This window comes from Synechococcus sp. RC10A2 (genome assembly GCF_047502605.1).
Genome location: NZ_JANSHP010000024.1, coordinates 1 through 17,986, shown reverse-complemented (window position 1 = coordinate 17,986; position 17,986 = coordinate 1). Strand labels below are relative to the sequence as shown.

Sequence of the window (17,986 nt, the reverse complement as noted above, 5' to 3'; positions counted from 1 at the left end):
ACGCCGCCCCCCACCCCTACGCCTGTTCCCACAGCAAAGCCGGAGCCGACCCCTCCACCCACGCCGATGGCCGCACCAACCCCTCCTCCGCCCTCCCCAACACCGACGGTCACCCCCTCACCACAGCAGCCCCCTCCAACTCCGGTGGCTACCCCCACGGCTGCACCTGTGGCCGACAGGCCGCCCCCCGTGGCTGCTACGAGCGCTCCCATTCCCCGCTTCACCCCCCTCATCCAAGGGATCCGTTCGGGTGGCGGGGGCACTGCTTCCCCCGGCGGGAGCGAGGGATCTGGATCCAGCGCTCCTGGGACGGGTGGCCTCGGTGGATCCCAAGCGCAGGGTTCTGCGCCGACAGCGGCAGAAGGGGCCGGGGAGGCATCCTCCCCCACCTCCTCGCCCGCAGCAGTGGCTGCCAGGCCGGACATCCTGGCCCGCCCCATCCCGGGGCGCAACCCGCCGCCGCAGTACCCTCCCCAAGCCCGCCGCCTCAACCAGCAGGGGCAAGTGCTGTTGCGGGTCAAGGTGGATGCCCAAGGGCAGGTGCAGCAGGTGGAAATTGTCTCTTCCAGCGGCTTCCCGGCCCTGGACAGGGCCGCACAAGAGGCGGTGCAACGCTGGCAATTTAGCCCCGCCTTGAGGAACAACACCCCGATTGAGTCGTGGGTAACGGTGCCGATTCAGTTCACCCTCAATTGACTGTTTTGGAACTGTTTTGGAGATCGTCCATGCCGTCTTGTCTTTCTCGCCGTCAACTCCTTGTCTTGGGCCTGGCCAGCCTGGGGGTTTGGGGAATGGGTCGCTTGGCCCGCGCCCAAAGCCAGATCCCGCCAGCTCCGGTTCGGCGAGTGGCCAGCCTCACCACCTTGACAGCCGATATTCTCTATCGCCTGGCTCCGGACAAGCTGGTGGGGATCCCGTCCGGGCGCTTGTTGGAGGCGGATCCCCGCTTTCAGGGCATAACTCGGCTGGGGCTGGGCAACCAACCTAACCTGGAGCAAATCGTGGCCCTGCAACCGGACTGGGTGGTGGGGGCCAGTGGCTTTCACACGGCTTTGGCAGAACGATTGCAGGCATTGGGGATCCCCACCTATCTCACGCAGGTGGACAGTTGGGCTGCCCTGGAAGCAACCATCGCCACTCTGGCTGCTGCCTTGGGGGCGGATCCGGATCCCTTGCTGCGGGAGTACGGATCGCTTTTGCCCCAGGAGCTGCCCCCAGTTCGCCCCAAAACCCTGCTTTTGGTGGGCACCCAGCCGATTCTCTCTCCCAACCGGCAAAGCTGGGCCGGGGATCTGCTGGAGCGCTTTGGCGCCGATAACCTGACGGCTGCCCTGCAAAGCCAAGGGCAATTTCGCGGCTATGTCACCCTTGCGGCAGAGCGCATCCTGGAAGCCAACCCCGAGGTTTTGTTGGTGGTCAACCCGGAGGCGGCGGATCCCTTGGCCTTTTTCCGTTCCCGCCCCTTTTGGAATCAACTGCAAGCTGTTCAAACCCAGAGGGTCTATGGATTTGACTACTACGGCTTGGTCAACCCCGGCACCCTGGAGAAGATTAGAGCGGCCTGCGAGCAGTTGGCCCGGATTTTTTCGGAGGGCTGACCCAAGGGAACGCGGGAGATAGCCTTCCTGTTTGAAATATCTTGAAATATCTTTCTAGTCCAAGCTGTAGCGGGTGAGGCGCTGCACCTGGTCGGGGGTGAGGCCCAGCTCTTGGGCAATCTGGGCGGCCACCCGATCCGGATCCAGCTCCGGAAATTCAAATTCCAGCTTGCGCAAATGGGGATTGGTGGTCGTCACCTCCACCTTGGTGTAGCCGCGGCGGCGGCGGATCTCCGCTTGGATGGAGAGAATATCCAGAGTTAGAATGGCCTGCTGCTGGCTGCGAATGGCCAAAGGCTGGACCTGCGGGCGGGGACGGCTCAGCACTTGGCCGGTCACCCATTCTCCGCCCACCCCAAACAGGATCCCGGCCAGGGGCAAGGCCAGCCAGAAGTCGGCCCCCAGGCTGGGCTCACGTGACTGAAGAAGCTTGAACGGGTTGGCCATGGTTTGAGGGATCCGGGAGATGGCTTTTCTCCGCCATCCTAGCCTGGCAGAGTGGGATCGGTGGGTAGCAAGCGGGACATGCGAATTTTGTTGGTGGAAGACGACCTGGAGCAGTTGGAGCCTTTGCAGGCTGCTCTGGCCAAGTGCGGCCATGTGGTGGACTGCGCCAGCGAAGGGGAGACGGCTGCCTGGCTGATGGAGGAGAAAGCCTATGATCTCCTCATCTTGGATTGGATGCTGCCGGGGATCAGCGGGATCCAACTCTGTCAGCAGTACCGCCGCTCGGGGGGATGCGCACCGGTGCTGATGTTAACCGCCAAGGATGCCACGTCGGACATCGTACAGGGGTTGGATGCGGGGGCAGACGACTACCTGGTCAAGCCGGTGGATCTGATAGAGCTGCTGGCGCGGGTGCGGGCGTTGGGGCGCCGTTCCCCCCAATGGCAAGGCGACAGCCTCAGCCTCGGATCCCTGCAGTTGCACCTGGCCAGCCTCACCCTGGAGCGGCAGGGGCGGCAAGTGCAGCTTTCGGGCAAAGAGTTTCAGTTGATGGAGTACCTGATGCGCCACCCCCACCAGGTGCTCAGTCGGGGCCAGATCGAGCAGGCGGTGTGGGAGTGGGGCTGTGAGCCGGAAAGCAATGCCGTGGCGGCGCTGGTGCGGCGGTTGCGGTTACGGTTAAAGGAGGTGGAGGCCCAGGATTGGCTGGAGTCGGTGTACGGCCAGGGGTACCGGCTGCGCATCCCCTCCCCGGAAGCAGACCCATAGAAGCAGTTCCCTAGAGGTGGCATGGAGGCCAAAAGAGCCGGGCCAAAGCATTCTCTCCCGCGGCTGGGCTGGGACTGGGTTTCTCTGAGGCCAACTTTTCAGCAGCACCTGAGCCAGAAGGCCGCGACAAAAGAGGCGGAATTGTTTCAGCACAGCCGCCGTCGCTTGGCCCGCAGCTTTGCCGGCGTGATGGGCGGGATCCTGGTGGTGTTTGCTGCTTTCTTCTACCGCCTGCAAGCGGAGAACCAATTGCAGGCTTTTGACGAGGAACTGCAGGTTCAGGCCCGAATCATGGCGGCGGCCATCAAGTACGAGCTGCGCCAGGGGCAGTGGCGGCTGGTCTTGAACGAGGTGCCTTTTCTGGGCGGCAAAACCCAGCCCCTTGAGCATCACCTGGCCTATGTGCGCTGGTTCGATGCCGCCAATCCCGGTGGGGCAGAGCCGCTGGGATCCCTGCGCCAATACACGGGATCCCCTCCCCCTCTGAAGTGGTTTGCCTTAGATAGCCCTCCCCACCACCTGTCTTTGGGGTTTGAGACGGTAGCGGCGGAAGAGGGCAGGCTGCTGCGCTAGCTCACCCTACCGGTGCAACAGGGGGATCAGATCCTGGGCTACTTGCAACTGGCGGTGCCGCTGGAGCCGCTGCAACTGAGCTTGGGCCGTCTGCGCTGGGGGTTGGGGATCGGGATCCCGCTGACGCTGGGGTTGATCGGCGGGGCCGGCTGGATCTTGGGGGGGCTGGCGATGCAGCCGATTCGCCGCTCCTACGAGCAGTTGCAGCGCTTTACCGCCGATGCTTCCCACGAGTTGCGCGCCCCCCTGGCCGCCCTGATGAGCAATGCTCAAATGGCTCTGCTGGCCCCGGAAGAAGCGCAGCCCCGCCTAGAAAAGGTGGTGAGCAGCGCCCGCCGCCTCAGCGTGCTGATCGATACCTTGCTGCAGTTGGCCCGCCAGCAGGGATCCCTGCCTTTGGAGGATCTGCCCCTGGTGGACTTGCGGGAGCTGGTGCAGGAGCTGGGCGAACAATACCCGCCCCAAGCGGAGTCCCTGGGGCTGCGCTGGCAATGCGACCTGCCGGGGCCTGCCGGGAAATGGCTGGTGCGGGGGGAGGCGGCCCTGCTGCGGCAGGCGGTGGAAAACCTGCTGCGCAATGCCCTGCAGTACACCCCCGCCGGCGGCACGGTGCAGGTGAGCCTGGAAAGCCGGCCTCCCTGGGTTAGCATCCACGTGAAGGATACAGGCATCGGCATCCCTCCTGAGCACCTGCCCCACCTGTGCGAGCGGTTTTACCGGGTGGACACGGCCCGCGCCCGCCATACGGGGGGATTTGGGCTGGGCCTGGCCTTGGCCCACCAGATCGTTACCGCCCATCGGGGATCCCTGCGGGTGGCCAGCCGGGTGGGGGAGGGGTCGGTGTTTACGGTGGAGCTGCCCTTGTCATCTTCACGTCATTTTCTTTCGCCATTCTCAAGATAAGCCGCAAGGGAAAGCCCCCAGAACTCCGCCCAAAGAGCGCGAACGGGCCAACCCCAAACCGGCTTGTCCTGTCGATTGGAGTTTGTAACCATGACGATGCGTGCTTCCTTCACCCGTACCCTCGGCTGTTCCCTACCGATTTTGGTGCTCCTCACTCCCCTGGTGCTGGGATCCCCGGCGCAAGCCCAGCGGGGCCGGCCCTCGGCTCCTGGAACTGCAGCCCCCGTGCCAATGCAGCCGAGTTGGCAGAGCCCGCGGGAGCTGGAGCGAGTCAACCACGACCTGGCCAAAGCGCAGCGGGACCTGGCGGAAGCCAGCTTCTTCGCCCAGCGGGGATCCTCTCCGGAAGCGGCCCGTCTTCTGGAGCTGAGCCGCCAGAGCTTTGCCGAGGCCCAGAAGGCTCTGCAAGGGGGGAATGTCTTTGCCGCCCGCGAGCAGGCCAAGGCGGCGGAAAACCTGGCCAAAGCCGCCAAAGCTCTGTACGAAGCGGAGCTAGGCTTTGGGGGCCCTCCTGGCCGTTCCTTCTTCGAAGCCCCCCTCCGCGCCCAAGAGTCCCTCAGCCGGTTGCAAGCGGAGATGACCTTCGCCAACATCACCTCCGGCCCTGTAGCCGAGCTGCAGCAGCAAGCCCAACAGTTGTTGGGCAGGGTCAATGCCGATCCCGCTAGCTACACCTTCGCCGACTACAGCCGCAGCAAAGCCGCCTTCCACTCGGCCCGCGCCGCCTTGCACCTGTTGGCGGCTGAGCGCCTGAGCGGTCTGGGATCCCTGAGCAGCTTCTGAGTGGGTCTGCTGACCCCGAGGCAGTTGCGTTAGAGTAAAAGCCCCCGCCGCGGGGGCTGTTCTTCTGCCCAGAAATCCAGAGCCAAGAGCGCACGGCTGTCGAGTGTACCTGCGTTTTCTGCACCTGTGGCACTTTCGCAACTACCGGGATCAAAAGATCTCCTTCGAGGCGCCCAAGACCATCCTGGTGGGGGAGAACGCCCAGGGCAAGACCAACCTCTTGGAGGCGGTGGAGCTCTTGGCCACCCTGCGCTCGCGGCGGGCCGGTCGGGATCGGGAGTTGGTGCAGCAGGGGGCAGAGAAGGCCCGGATCGCCGCCACGGTGGAGCGGCTGGGGGTGGCCCACGAGCTGGCGATGGAGCTGCGCAGCCAAGGGGGGCGATCCCTAAGGGTTAACGGCCAGGGGCTACGGCGACAATCGGACTTTTTGGGGCAGGTGAGTGCCGTGGTGTTCTCCAGCCTGGATCTGGAGCTGGTGCGGGGAGCTCCAGAAGCGCGGCGCACCTGGCTGGACGGGGTGTTGCTTCAACTGGAGCCGGCTTACCTGGGCCTGGTGGAGCAGTATCGTCAGATCCTCAAGCAGCGCAATGCCCTCTTGAAGCAGGATCCCTTGGCTGCGGGCGACAAAGTACCTCAGATGGCCTTTTGGGACGCGCAACTGGCCACCCTTGGCAGCCGCATCCTGCGCCGCCGCGCCCGGCTGTTGCAGCGGCTAGAACCCCTGGCCGCCCGCTGGCACCAGGCCATCAGCGGCGGACGGGAGACCCTCAGCCTCACCTACCGCCCGCAGGTGCCCCTGCCGGATCCCCAGGCCGATCCCAAGGTGGTTCAAGCCCAATTTTTGGCCGCGATCCGCGCCAAGGCTGCTGCCGAACAGGCCCTGGGCACCTCTCTGGTTGGCCCCCACCGAGACGAGGTGGAGCTGGGCATCGACGGAGTTGCCGCCCGCGCCTATGGATCCCAGGGGCAGCAGCGCACCTTGGTCTTGGCCCTCAAATTGGCGGAGCTGGAACTGATCGAGCAGGTGAAGGGGGATCCGCCCCTGCTGCTGCTGGACGACGTGCTGGCAGAGCTGGATCTGCACCGCCAAAACCAGCTCTTGGAGGCGATTCAAGAACGGGTGCAGACTTTGGTTACCACCACCCACCTGGGATCCTTCGACGCCGCTTGGCTCCAAGGGGCGCAAATCCTGCAAGTGCACCAGGGGCAGATTGCTCCCTCCCCCGCCTCGCTCCCCTTGGCTTAAAGCAGGCCAATCCCATACCATACTCCCCTCTCCCTCTGGGAGAGGGGCCGGGGGTGAGGGAATCACTCCCTCTGGGAGAGGGGCTGGGGGTGAGGGAATCACTCCCTCTGGGAGAGGGGCCGGGGGTGAGGGCTCAGGGCCGCCCGCGATCCAGGCTGCGATACTGGATGGCCTCGGCGAGGTGGGTGGGGGCGATGGCCTCGGCACCCTCCAGGTCGGCGATGGTGCGGGCCACCTTGAGGATGCGGTCGCTCCCCCGCGCAGACAGGCCCAGCTTTTGGATGGCGCTCTCCAAGAGTTTGCGACAGGGCTCGGACAGGGCACACCACTGCCGCAGGTGGCGGGGTTGCATCTGGGCGTTGCAGTGGATCCCTGGCTCGTTTTGGAAGCGCTGCCGTTGGCGCTGCCGCGCCTGTTCCACCCGCTGCCGCACCGCTTGGGAAGATTCGCCGCCCTGGAGGCGGACAATTTCTTCTGGCTTGAGGCGGTTGACCCGCACCTGCAAGTCGATGCGATCCAACAGCGGCCCGGAGAGCTTGGACCAGTAGCGCTCCCGCTGCTGCGGCGTACAGGTGCAGGGCTGAACGGGATCTCCATAGAAACCGCAGGGGCAAGGGTTGGTGGAGGCCACCAGGGTGGTTTGGGCGGGAAACTCCAGAGAAACGCGGGCGCGGGAGATGGTGACCTTGCCATCTTCCAAAGGCTGGCGCAGCACCTCCAACACCTCCCGCCGGAATTCCGTCAGTTCATCCAGGTACAGGACACCGTGGTGAGCAAGGGAGATCTCGCCAGGCTTGGGGTAGGGGCCACCACCCACCAGCGCCACCGCCGAAGCCGAGTGGTGGGGAGCCCGAAAGGGCCGCTGCGTAATCAGGGGAGTCTGGCGCCCCAGGTGGAGATTTTGCCGCAACAGGCCGGCTGCCGAGTAGATGCGGGTAATTTCCAACATCTCTTCCCACTGCAGCCGCGGCAAAATGCCGGGCAGACGACGCGCCAGCATGGTCTTGCCCGCTCCCGGGCTGCCCACCAGCAACAGGTTGTGGCCGCCGGCCGCCGCGATCTCCAGGGCCCGTCGGGCGTGCTCTTGCCCCTTGACATCGGCTAAATCCAGCAGGGGTTCCGTTTCGGTGGGCAGCATCTGCTCCCGCTGGATCCGCACCGGCTCAACTCCCTGGGGGTTTTGCAGCCAGCTCACCACTGCCGCCAAAGAGGGCAGCCCATACACCTGGATCCCTTGCACCAGCGCCCCTTCCGGGCCGTTTTCTCGGGGCACCACCAGGCGGCGGATCCCCATCTCGGCGGCGCTGGCGGCGATGGGCAAAACTCCCGCCACAGGACGCAGGGTGCCATCCAGGGCCAATTCCCCCAGCAGCAGGGTGTTGGCCAGCGCTTCCCGCTCAACTACTCCTGCGGCTGCCAGGATGCCGATGGCAATGGGCAGATCGAAGCTGGGGCCCTCTTTGCGCAGATCGGCGGGGGCCAAGTTGACGATGATCCGCCGCTGGGGCAGGGCAAAGCCGGAGTTCTTGATGGCCGCCCGTACCCGCTCTTTGGCCTCCTGAACGGCTGTATCGGGCAGCCCCACCAGGGTAATCTGGGGCAAGCCACCGCCCACATCCACCTCTACCGTGACCCCCACGGCCTTGAGTCCCACCAGGGCAGCAGCAGTGACCTGAGCAAACACTCCAGTTGCCTCCCCGAGGAAAGTCTTTAGCTTAATCCTGGCAGAAGTTTTGGCCTCTGCCCTGGCCAGGGATCCCTGCGCTCTGGCTGCAGGGGCTTGGGGAGAATGTCACAATCGTTTCAGGCTTTCCCTGCCCCTCAAAAGGGGGCACTCCCCTCAGCCGACAAAGCAATGGAGGGAGGGCCCTCATCGCTAGGAGGCTATCCCAGTGGTCTTTCCTACTTCCGACCCTCCCTTTGACCATTTTTCTGGCCCCGGGGAAGAGCCCATCCCAGCGTGGGATGAGCTGGAAGAGCAGGTACAGCAGTTTGCCCGCTGCTACCGAGGGCAAGTGGCCCAGCTCAGCCCACCAGAGCTGGGAAAGGCGCTGCAAGTCTTGTTGCAGCTAACACAAGCCCTGGCAGCTCACCTTGCAGAGGGCAGGGAAGGGATCCCGGCTACCCCTGTTCAGGCCCCAAGCTGGCGGGATCTGGAACGGGCTATCTCCCTGCAAAGCCACTTGCTCTTTTTCCCCCTGGAGCTGCAGTCCCTGTTGGCTGTCTCTCCCGACGAGCCTGCCGCCGAGTTGCCGCCCGAGCCAGAGGAGCGGCGCTTGGATCTTTTGGCTGCTGCCTGTGCCGATCCAGGGCTGCGCCCCTTTCGCCAGTTTCTGTGTGGCCTCCTCCAGCAGCGAGGTCACCAGCAGGCGGAGCCTCTGGAACGTCTACTCCACCAGCAGCGCCTGGCCGGACGCTTGGCCTGGCGGCAGTTGTGGCAAGTCACCCTTAGCTCCCCCGCTCTCCCCCAACAGCAGTCGACTGAAACCCTTGCCCACCTGCAGAGCCTGCAAACCCACCCCAGCGCTGAGATCCGCTGGGCGGCCTACCAGCGGTTGGGCCAACACCTAGAAGCCCATGCAGAGCTAGGGGGATTTATTCTCAGCGTCCTCATCCGCGACCACCTCTGGGAAGCCCAGTGGCGGGGCTACGATTCTGCCGCCGAGCTTTACCTGGCTCGCCATGGCCTCGGCCAGCCCTTTTGGGAGCAGCTGCTGGACGGGATCCGCGATCGCTTCGACCTGTTCCAGCGCTACTACCGCCTAAAAAGCCGCGCCCTGGGCCGTTCCATCCGTACCTGCGACCTCTATGCGCCCTGGGGGGATCCGGCTCCTCCCCTCACCGCCGCCGAGGCTACCTCCCTGGTCTGGGCGGCCCTGCAAGAGTTCTGCCCCGACTGTGCAGCCCAGGCCAAACCCTGGTTACCGGAAATCCGCTCCAACTTGGAAGCACCCGCCGGCAAGCCAGAGACGCCATCGTTAGGGGGTGAACCCCTCGCCTTGCTGCTGCAAGCCCTTGAAGCCCTCAGCCGGCGGCTCCGGCCTGAGGGGCCTCGGGTTTGGCTGGATCTGGAGGAGCTGCAAGGAACTGTCCAGCCCTCCTGGGAAATTCGGGTGCACACCGCGTTTTTACAGCAGATGCTGCTCGACTACCTGCTGGAGGGGGCGCGGGGCACGCCGGCGCCACCTCGTCTCCGCGATCGGGGAAGCGGGCCGGAGGCCTTGCGCTCCGGCAGCCTTACCTTGGCCCAGGCCCTGTTGATTCACCACCTGGAGGCGCAGTTGCAAGCCGTGTTCTACCAGAGCTTGATTGCGCGGCTGGAGCTGCTCCTCTACCGGTCGGAGATCTCGCAAGGCGACACCGCTCCACTGGCCCCATCCGAGGCTGGCCCTACCTACTGGGTCGGCGAAGAGTGGCTGAAGCTGAGCCAGGAGCTGTGCGGCGATGCGGTGGAGCTGTTGCCGGAAGAGCAGTTCCGCTGGGTGGGGATGCCGGAGCTGTTTCTGCGCCCCTTCAGCGCCCCTCAGGTCAGCCTGGCCAGCCTGGTTGCCCTGGCCTGTTACCGCCAGTATCATCTGTCTCCGCGGACCTTTTTGCCCAGCTACCTGAATTGGCTGGCCAGCCCGCCCGGATCCCTAAGCTGGGCAGAATCGGCCCAGCTGCTCCAGGTGGAGCTAAGCGACCCAGAGGCAGTGTTGCAGGGGTTGGAGGAACTGGAGCATTGGATCGAGGTGCTGGAAGAGGATCAAAACTAGGGGACTGCGGCCAGCTGACCTTTGGCGTAGCGAGAAGGAGACAGCCGCGCCATCAACTGCCACGGCCGCAAGCGCGGCTCCGTCACTGAGGTGCTGGTCTTGTCAAAATAGCTGGCCCTGGCTACTCAATCACCACATTCTTGGGCGCGCCGTTCACCTCGGGGCGCCCCTGGTTGAAATTGGCCAAAAAGGTATCCGGATCCTTGAGGCTGAAGACCAGCTTTTTGCAGGGTACTTGCAGCCCCAGCGGCCCCAGCAGAGGGATGAAGAGGGTCTTTTCCTGCAGCAGCGGAATGGCAACCACCCCCTGGGTGCTGGTTACCGCGCCCACCAACCCCTGGAAATCGGTGCGCACACCCAGGCCGTAGAACCAGGGCCAGGAGAAGCGCTCCCCTCGTCCCAACTCGCTTAGAGAAAAGGTTTCGTTGAACAAGTTGCCCACCCGCACCATTAACTTGTCCTGCAGCAGATCGACGTATGCCGACTCGCTGCCCACCCCAAACAGAGCCAGCGGCAAACTTGCCAGGGGATTGGAGTCGATGGCCATGTAGTAGCGCATGAGAAATCTCCGAGTCACAAACAGAAAGACCAGGTAAGCCGCGGCTCCCAGCCCTGCTAATTATAAAAAATCTTCCCCGCTGCCGAACGGACAAAAAGGCATTCCATCTGCCCTTAAGCTAAGTGGGTATGATGGGTTGCGTTCTTTCGGCAAGCCACTGGCCAGCGAGGAAAACAGGATGGATTTGCGCGCCTTCATCCGCTTGGTGTCCGATTTTCCCAAACCCGGGATCCTCTTTCGCGACATAACCCCCCTGCTGCGGGATCCAGCAGGCTTTCGGGCGGCAATTGAACAGTTGGCTGCCGGTACTGCCACTATGGGATCCCTGGACTATGTGGTGGGCATTGAGTCGCGGGGGTTTATTCTGGGGGCTGCTTTGGCTCAGCATTTGGGGTTGGGATTTGTCCCGGTTCGCAAACCCGGCAAGTTGCCACCGCCGGTGCTTAGCCAAAGCTATAGTCTAGAGTACGGCCAAGACCAGCTGCAACTCCATGCCCACGCCCTGCGCCCCGGCGACCGGGTGGTGATCGTGGATGATGTCATCGCCACCGGGGGCACTGCTGCCGCCACCGCTCAGTTGGTGGCCCAGAGCGGCGCTGAGGTGGGAGGGTTTGCCTTTCTAATTGAGCTGGCTTTCTTGTCGGGCCGCAAGCTCCTGCCCCCTGAGATCCCCACCCATGTGGTGATGGTGGACGAATCCAACTAGGGGATCCACACCTCACCGCAGGCGCAGCGGCTGGCGGACGGCCACCTCTGTTGCTTTGGCTTTGGGCAGGGGTTGGGTCAAGTGGCTGAGCTGAGCCTGGGCCTGCAGCTGCTCCTCAATCCAGTCGGCCAGCTCCCGCATGTAGAGGGCCACATGGAGGGCGTGGTCGCGCCGCACTGGCTCCACCCCCTTTTCGGCGAGGCGGGCCAGGATAACCGGATCGCTGAGCTCTTCCAGGGCAGCAAAGTCCTCTGGCCGGTCAAACCCCAGCTCTGCCATCTTCTCAAACACATACCCCAGCCGCAGGCCCGTGGCCTGGCACCGGGCTTGCCAGGGATCCCTCAGGACAAAGGCAGCGGTGCGATAGGCTGTTTGGGCAATGGTGCGCCAAGTGCCGCGGTGGATGTGTAGGCTAAGCTGCTGCTGATTCCAGCCCAGGGCTTCTCGCACCAGCAGGCCGCAATTGCAGCGGGTACTATCCCGCCAGCAGTACTCGCGATCCCAAAAACCCCAGTGCTGAGCCTGCAGGCGATCGGCGGTGCGGCGCAAAAGGGCCGCCAGCTCCGGTGTAGGACGCATCATCAAGGCGGCAGAGGAGATCCCTTCCAGTCTAGGCAGGCGGGCGGCTGGGAACAACCCAGGCTTAATCCTTTTTTGAATTAACTGAATCTGTTGCTTGAACCTGGGTATCTTCAGCAGCCAAAGACCGTTGCCGCTGACGGTGGCGTTGCCAGGCCCCCCAGCTTACTCCCGCCAACAGCAGCGAGGCCCCGCCCAGATAGGTACCCCCTGCCGGCAGGCCGGCCAGGGCCAAGGCCAGGGATCCCCCCCAGAGGGTCATGGCGTAGATCAAGAGTACTGAATGCCGCTGCGACAGGCCGGCTTTGAGCAGGCGATGGTGCAAGTGGCCCTTGTCGGGATGAAAGGGGGACTTGCCTCTGGCCAAGCGCTTGAGGATCACAGCAGACATATCCAGAATCGGCACGGCCAGGATAAAAAACGGCAGGGCCACCGCCAGCGTGGTTACCCCCTTGGCCACCCCAATGACCCCGATCCCGGCCAGGGTGAAGCCCAGAAAGTAGGCTCCCCCATCTCCCATGAAGATCTGGGCCGGGTTGAAGTTGTAGCGCAAAAAGCCCAGGCAGGCCCCGGCCAAGGCTGCCGCCAGCATGGCCGCCGCCGGCCGATCCAGGAGCAGCGTTACCATCAGCATCACGACTGCCGCGATCCCCGACACGCCTGCCGCCAAGCCATCCAGGCCGTCCATGAAGTTGATGGCATTGGCCATCCCCACCAGCCACAGCAGGGTAACCAGCAGGCTCAGCCATACCGGAAAGGGCCAGATGCCGATCCCCGGTAGGTTAATGAACTCGATGCGCACCCCCACTCCCCAAGCCGCCGCAGCCACTCCAAATTGCATCGCCAGGCGCGAAAAAGGCGACAACTGAAACAGATCATCCGCCACGCCAATTAGGAAAAACAAAACGCCGCCAATCGTCACCCCCCAGATCTCGTACTCCTGCTCGGTGCGCAAGCCGGCGAAGGCTCCGGCTCCCCAGAGCAAGAGTAGTGCCACCAGGTTGCCAAAAAAGATAGAGACCCCCCCTAGGCGCACCATCGGCTGCCGGTGGATCTTGCGCTCATCGGGAAAATCCAACTGGCCGCTGCGGATCCCGACCGCCTTCACCACCGGGGTTGCCCAGAGAACCACACAGGCAGCAGCCAAAAAGGCAACCAAGTAAGGCATGGCAAGCCGTAGCGAGGAGGGGGGTTATCCCAAGTGGGGGTAGAGCGGAAAACGGCGGCAGAGCTCGGCCACTCGCCGGCGACAGGCTTCGAGCACACCCGGATCCCCTGGCTGGAACAGGCAGTCAGCGATAATTTCCCCAATTTCCTCAAATTCTGCCGGCCCCAGGCCGCGGGTGGTCAAGGCCGGGGATCCCAGGCGCAGGCCGCTGGCCACAGAGGGCGGCTGCGGGTCAAAGGGGATGGTGTTTTTGTTGGCAGTAATGTGGATCTCTTCCATCAGGCGATCCGCCCGCTTGCCTGTCATCACTGGATCAGCAGCCCCGTTTTTCTCCAGCACTGCCGAGACCGAGCGCAGATCCAGCAACACCAGGTGGTTGTCGGTGCCCCCTGAAACCAGCCGGATGCCCCGCCGCTGCAGCGTTGCCGCCAGCGCCTGGGCATTGGCAATGACCTGGGCTGAGTACTGGGCAAAGCTGGGCTGCAGGGCTTCTCCAAAGGCCACCGCCTTGCCGGCAATGACATGCTCCAAAGGCCCCCCTTGGCTGCCGGGGAACACCGCCTTGTCCAGCTTTTTGCCCAATTCCGGGTCGCGGGTGAGGATCAGCCCGCCGCGTGGCCCCCGCAGCGTCTTGTGGGTGGTGGTGGTGACCACATCGCAGATAGGTACCGGGTTGGGGTGGTGGCCGGTGGCCACCAGGCCGGCAATGTGGGCGATATCGGCCATTAGATAGGCCCCCACCTCGTCGGCAATAGCACGGAAAGCGGCAAAGTCAATGACCCGAGGATAGGCCGAATAGCCGCAGATGATGAGCTTGGGCCGGTGCTGCCGGGCCAGATCCCGCACCTGGTCGAAGTCAATCCGCTCCGTCTGGGGATCCACACCATAGTGCACCACGCGGAACCACTTGCCGGAGACGTTCACTGGCGAGCCGTGGGTGAGGTGGCCGCCGTGGGCCAGATCCATGCCCATGATCGTGTCTCCCGGCTGCAGCAGGGCCAGGAAAACGGCAAAATTGGCCTGGGCGCCGGAGTGGGGCTGCACGTTGGCGTGGGCCGCTCCAAAGAGTTGCTTGGCGCGGTCGATGGCCAGTTGTTCGATCTCGTCGATAAACTCGCAGCCGCCGTAGTAGCGCTTGCCGGGCAGCCCCTCTGCATACTTGTTGGTCAGCACCGAGCCCTGGGCGGCCAGGACAGCCGGCGAGGTGAAGTTCTCGCTGGCAATCATCTCCAGGTGATCCCGCTGCCGGTTGAGCTCCTGCTGGATGAGGCGGTAGACGACGGGATCCGTTTCCGCCAAAATGGCCAGGTTGTCCCGGGGAGTGGTCAAGCTTTGCGGAGCGGCTACCATGGTGACGCCAAGAGCGAACGTTGCAAAGAAAAAGATCCAGAATTGCCCCGCTGTCGCGACAGCGTTGCGGAGCAACATCGTAACACGATTGGGGCCGGGCTGGGGGATCCCGCAGCGGCCAAACCCAGAGCCAAAGGCCGCTTTGTAAAGAATATTTTTAGGCCCCAGGTCTGGTCACCAGCCGGGGTAAAGTGAGGAGCAGGTTCACAGCACTGGGTTTTAGGGAGTTGGCTATGACCGACGCGCAAGTTTTCACCATCCTGGCCATTGCCCTGGTGCCGGCCGTGATGGCCGCGCTCCTGGGATCCGCCTTGGCCCGCAGCTAGTTTCCATCTGGAATAAGGTTGCTCTGGATCCCTGGGCCTGTCCTACAGAGCAGGCCCTTTTGAGTTGAGGCGCAGAGGCCGCGCCTGGGGCTCTTTGCCATTGGCTAAAGTTGGATTAGAGAGACTACCGGCAGCCGACCCAGAAGCAACTTGAGCCAGGTGGATCTACAGCGGCTTCAGCGCGCCCTTTCTCTAGAGGCGGAGTTGGGATTTACCGACCTGCAGGGGCGAGAGCAGACCTTCTCCCAGTTTTTGCAGAGCGTGTTTGGCCAGGATCCCCCTGCGGGTTGGACGCTGGATGGAGAGGAGCGACGGCGGTGGAAAGAACTGGGATCCCGCTATCGCCTCTACCCCCAGTTGGAGCTGGCGGAGCGGCAGCACCTGGTGGCGGAAACCCGCCGCTGGCTGGATCGGCTGCGTCGTCAGCAAGAGCAAGCCCAATCTGGCCCACCCAGCCCTGCTTTGCCCCCGCCCAAGGGCCTCAGCTTGGAGCAGCCGCTGCAATTTCTCAAGGGCATTGGCCCCAAGTCGGCGGAGAAGCTGGCACAACTGGGCCTGCACACTGTGCGCGATGCCCTCTACTACTTCCCACGGGATCACCTGGACTATTCCCGCCGGGTGCTCATCCGCCAGGCCAAGGTGGGGGAGACCGTTACCCTGGTGGGGACGGTGAAAAGCTGCAGTTGCTTTACCAGCCCCAAAAACCCCTTGCTGACCATCTTGAACCTCAAGATTGCCGACAAAAGTGGCATAGTCACCCTCAGCCGCTTCTACAGCGGGCGGCAATTTGCCCAGCGCAGTTGGCAGGCGGCCCTGGAGCGGCAGTACCCCAAGGGGGCAGTGGTGGCGGCCAGCGGCCTGGTGAAAAAGGGCCGCTTGGGCCTGACGCTGGACAACCCGCAACTGGAGGTGCTGGGGGGAGAGGGCGAGGATCCGGAGAGATTGGGCAAGATTCTACCCGTTTACCCCCTTTCAGAAGGGATCCCCGCCGATCTGGTGCGCAAGGCCGTCCAGCTCGCCCTGCCGGCAGCTGCCTTGGTGGAGGATCCCTTGCCGGAGCCCCTGAAGCGGCAGTTGCAGCTGTTGGACTTGCCCCTTGCCCTGCAGCAGATCCACTTTCCCAAGACGCAAGAGCTGCTGGCCCAGGCCCGGCGGCGGCTGGTGTTCGATGAGTTCTTCTACCTGCAACTTAGCCTCTTGCAGCGGCGGCAGCGCTACCGCGCCCGGGCCCAAGCTGTCCCCCGCTACCAGCCGGCCAGAGGAGAGCTCTTGGACCGCTTCTACCAAATCCTGCCCTTCCAGCTGACCGCTGCCCAGCAGCGGGCCATTGACGAGATCCTGGCGGATCTGCGGGATCCCTTGCCCATGAACCGCCTGCTGCAGGGGGATGTGGGATCCGGCAAAACTGTGGTGGCGGTGGCGGCCTTGCTGGCGGCGATTCAATCCGGCTGGCAGGCGGCCCTCATGGCCCCCACCGAGGTCTTGGCCGAGCAGCACTACCGCAAGCTGGTGGAGTGGCTGAGCCAACTGCAAGTGCCCGTTGAACTCTTGACCGGCTCCACCCCCCCCGCCAAGCGGCGCGAGATCCTGCGGCAGTTGCAGACCGGGGAGCTGCCCCTAGTTGTTGGTACCCATGCCCTCATCCAGCCGGCGGTGCAGTTTCGCAACCTGGGCTTGGTGGTTATCGACGAGCAGCACCGCTTTGGCGTCGAACAGCGGGCTGCCCTGCAACAGAAAGGGGATCACCCCGATGTCCTGACCATGACGGCCACCCCCATCCCCCGCACCCTTACCCTGGCCCTGCACGGGGATCTGGATGTTACCCAAATTGACGAGTTGCCCCCGGGGCGCAAGCCGGTGCATACGGTGGTGGCTCGACCCGGGGATCGCCTGCAGGTGGTGCGGCTGATGGAGCGGGAAATTGCCCAGGGACGGCAGGCCTACGTGGTGCTGCCCCTGATTGAGGAGTCTGAGAAGCTGGATCTCAAGTCCGCCATTGAAGAGCACCAGCGCCTGCAGGAGAAGGTCTTCCCCCAGTTCCGGGTGGGCCTGCTGCACGGGCGCCTAACTAGCAGCGAGAAAGAGGCTGTCATCGAAGCCTTTCGCCGGCGGGAGCTGGATATCCTCGTCTCCACCACAGTGGTGGAAGTAGGGGTGGATGTGCCCAACGCCTCGGTGATGCTGGTGGAGCATGCCGAGCGCTTTGGCCTCTCCCAGCTCCACCAACTGCGGGGGCGGGTGGGGCGGGGATCCGACCAGGCCTACTGCATTCTAATGACGGGATCCCAAAGCGAAGAGGCCCTGCGCCGGCTAAAAGTCCTGGAGCAGTCCCACGATGGCTTTTTCATTGCCGAGATGGACCTGCGCTTCCGCGGCCCTGGGGAGGTGATGGGCACCCGCCAGTCGGGGCTGCCCGACTTTGCCCTGGCCAGCCTCATGGACGACCAAGAGGTGCTGCAGTTGGCCCGCCAGGCGGCCGAGCAGCTCATTGCCCAAGACCCGGAGCTGCAGCAGTGGCCCCGCCTGCGCCGCATACTGGAAGAACGCCAGGCCCGCCTGTTGGGGCCGGCTTTGTTGACGTGACATACTCCCGTCCCTCACCCTAAAGCGCTCCGCGCCGCTGACGCGAACGGGTAGAGGGCGGGCTTCTCGGTGACTCCTGCTACCGCATAGGACGTTTTCCGAGCTTTAAGAACAGGATGCCCCACCGCTCTGGATTTGATTACCCTTGCCGAGTTGTGGTCCCGTGACAGCCTTAGCCCACAGTAGGGGCAATCGTGCCACCTTTCGTGGAGTTTTTTGGGAACCACCTGACCACACCCGGAACACTCTTGACTTGTGCCGTTTGGATTCACTGCAATCGTTAACAGCCCAGCTCTTTCAGCCTTGACCTTAAGGATTTGCAGGAATTGTCCCCACCCGGCATCATAAATAAATAGACTTGGCTAGTCTGGTTCTAGCCAGACCCCCAATAGTAAGCGCCTCATGAGCAATGTGCTTCCCCCTACTTAACAACTCCTTTGCCGTCTTGTAGTGAAAATCTTTGCGCTGGTTGGCTACCTTCTGGTGCGCTTTGGACAACCTCTTTACCGCTTTCTTGTAGCGGTTTGACCCTTTCTTTTTCCGGGATACGGCCCTTTGCAACCGCCTCAGCTTCTTCTCCGTCCGGCGATACAGCCTGTTAAGGGCTCAAGGGGTACAATAGCAGCACTTAGCAAACCAACT

At 63.6% G+C, this 17,986-nt stretch carries 19 protein-coding genes; 11 read left to right on the top strand and 8 right to left on the bottom strand.

What is annotated here, in order from left to right:
* The first annotated feature begins 189 nt into the window (after nt 1-189).
* Both NW848_RS02855 and NW848_RS02850 read left to right on the top strand, forming a co-directional pair.
* Nucleotides 190-696, top strand: coding sequence for an energy transducer TonB (locus tag NW848_RS02855; RefSeq protein WP_414510451.1), 507 nt, complete (start codon nt 190-192; stop codon nt 694-696).
* Between the two features lie 29 nt (nt 697-725).
* Complete coding sequence (locus NW848_RS02850; protein ID WP_099813017.1) at nt 726-1,598, top strand: ABC transporter substrate-binding protein; 873 nt, start codon at nt 726-728, stop codon at nt 1,596-1,598.
* Nucleotides 1,599-1,652: 54 nt separating this feature from the next.
* Here NW848_RS02850 and NW848_RS02845 read toward each other — a convergent pair whose 3' ends face one another.
* A complete protein-coding gene (locus NW848_RS02845; protein WP_414401376.1) occupies nt 1,653-2,045 on the bottom strand; it encodes a hypothetical protein in 393 nt (130 codons plus the stop codon).
* 78 nt (nt 2,046-2,123) lie between these two features.
* On the opposite strand from NW848_RS02845, the gene rppA reads away from it, so the two are divergent.
* From rppA to recF, 5 genes are all read left to right on the top strand, one after another.
* The gene (gene rppA, locus NW848_RS02840; protein ID WP_414389613.1) at nt 2,124-2,813 is read left to right on the top strand and encodes a two-component system response regulator RppA; all 690 of its coding nucleotides are present in this window, start codon (nt 2,124-2,126) and stop codon (nt 2,811-2,813) included.
* A gap of 21 nt (nt 2,814-2,834) precedes the next feature.
* Nucleotides 2,835-3,386, top strand: coding sequence for a hypothetical protein (locus tag NW848_RS02835; protein WP_414402716.1), 552 nt, complete (start codon nt 2,835-2,837; stop codon nt 3,384-3,386).
* Nucleotides 3,387-3,398: 12 nt separating this feature from the next.
* Nucleotides 3,399-4,289 carry a sensor histidine kinase gene (locus NW848_RS02830; protein ID WP_414402715.1) on the top strand — a complete coding sequence of 297 codons (891 nt, stop codon included), beginning with the start codon at nt 3,399-3,401 and terminating at the stop codon, nt 4,287-4,289.
* A gap of 90 nt (nt 4,290-4,379) precedes the next feature.
* Nucleotides 4,380-5,072, top strand: coding sequence for a DNA-binding protein (locus NW848_RS02825; protein WP_099813019.1), 693 nt, complete (start codon nt 4,380-4,382; stop codon nt 5,070-5,072).
* A 103-nt stretch (nt 5,073-5,175) separates the two neighbouring features.
* Entirely contained in the window at nt 5,176-6,318 is a 1,143-nt protein-coding gene (gene recF / locus NW848_RS02820) for a DNA replication/repair protein RecF (RefSeq protein ID WP_011430838.1), read from the top strand.
* A gap of 133 nt (nt 6,319-6,451) precedes the next feature.
* Here the strand turns inward: recF and NW848_RS02815 are convergent, their stop codons facing one another.
* Nucleotides 6,452-8,002 (bottom strand): YifB family Mg chelatase-like AAA ATPase, encoded by a 1,551-nt coding sequence (locus tag NW848_RS02815; protein WP_011430837.1) that lies wholly within the window; start codon nt 8,000-8,002, stop codon nt 6,452-6,454.
* A gap of 208 nt (nt 8,003-8,210) precedes the next feature.
* Here NW848_RS02815 and NW848_RS02810 point away from each other — a divergent pair, with 208 nt between their 5' ends.
* Nucleotides 8,211-10,073 (top strand): peptidase M3, encoded by a 1,863-nt coding sequence (locus tag NW848_RS02810; protein WP_414402714.1) that lies wholly within the window; start codon nt 8,211-8,213, stop codon nt 10,071-10,073.
* 121 nt (nt 10,074-10,194) lie between these two features.
* Here NW848_RS02810 and NW848_RS02805 read toward each other — a convergent pair whose 3' ends face one another.
* Complete coding sequence (locus NW848_RS02805) at nt 10,195-10,632, bottom strand: hypothetical protein (protein WP_011430835.1); 438 nt, start codon at nt 10,630-10,632, stop codon at nt 10,195-10,197.
* Between the two features lie 178 nt (nt 10,633-10,810).
* On the opposite strand from NW848_RS02805, the gene NW848_RS02800 reads away from it, so the two are divergent.
* On the top strand, nt 10,811-11,338 hold the full coding sequence (locus NW848_RS02800; protein WP_414402713.1) for an adenine phosphoribosyltransferase: 528 nt from the start codon (nt 10,811-10,813) through the stop codon (nt 11,336-11,338).
* A gap of 12 nt (nt 11,339-11,350) precedes the next feature.
* On the opposite strand, the gene NW848_RS02795 is transcribed toward NW848_RS02800, so the two are convergent.
* From NW848_RS02795 to glyA, 3 genes are all read right to left on the bottom strand, one after another.
* Nucleotides 11,351-11,920, bottom strand: a complete 570-nt coding sequence (locus NW848_RS02795; RefSeq protein WP_206338311.1) for a hypothetical protein — start codon at nt 11,918-11,920, stop codon at nt 11,351-11,353.
* A gap of 61 nt (nt 11,921-11,981) precedes the next feature.
* On the bottom strand, nt 11,982-13,085 hold the full coding sequence (locus tag NW848_RS02790; RefSeq protein ID WP_414510450.1) for a glycosyltransferase family 4 protein: 1,104 nt from the start codon (nt 13,083-13,085) through the stop codon (nt 11,982-11,984).
* Nucleotides 13,086-13,109: 24 nt separating this feature from the next.
* The gene (gene glyA / locus NW848_RS02785; RefSeq protein WP_414508318.1) at nt 13,110-14,435 is read right to left on the bottom strand and encodes a serine hydroxymethyltransferase; all 1,326 of its coding nucleotides are present in this window, start codon (nt 14,433-14,435) and stop codon (nt 13,110-13,112) included.
* A 233-nt stretch (nt 14,436-14,668) separates the two neighbouring features.
* Between glyA and psaM the strand changes: the two genes are divergently transcribed.
* Nucleotides 14,669-14,761, top strand: a complete 93-nt coding sequence (psaM, locus tag NW848_RS02780; protein WP_041438450.1) for a photosystem I reaction center subunit XII — start codon at nt 14,669-14,671, stop codon at nt 14,759-14,761.
* Nucleotides 14,762-14,920: 159 nt separating this feature from the next.
* The gene (gene recG / locus NW848_RS02775) at nt 14,921-17,344 is read left to right on the top strand and encodes an ATP-dependent DNA helicase RecG (protein WP_414508322.1); all 2,424 of its coding nucleotides are present in this window, start codon (nt 14,921-14,923) and stop codon (nt 17,342-17,344) included.
* Between the two features lie 14 nt (nt 17,345-17,358).
* On the opposite strand, the gene NW848_RS02770 is transcribed toward recG, so the two are convergent.
* Nucleotides 17,359-17,622: a zinc ribbon domain-containing protein gene (locus tag NW848_RS02770; protein WP_414402721.1), complete on the bottom strand. Its 264-nt coding sequence runs from the start codon at nt 17,620-17,622 to the stop codon at nt 17,359-17,361.
* A gap of 64 nt (nt 17,623-17,686) precedes the next feature.
* A complete protein-coding gene (locus NW848_RS02765) occupies nt 17,687-17,905 on the bottom strand; it encodes a transposase (protein WP_414402711.1) in 219 nt (72 codons plus the stop codon).
* Nucleotides 17,906-17,986 lie beyond the last annotated feature (81 nt).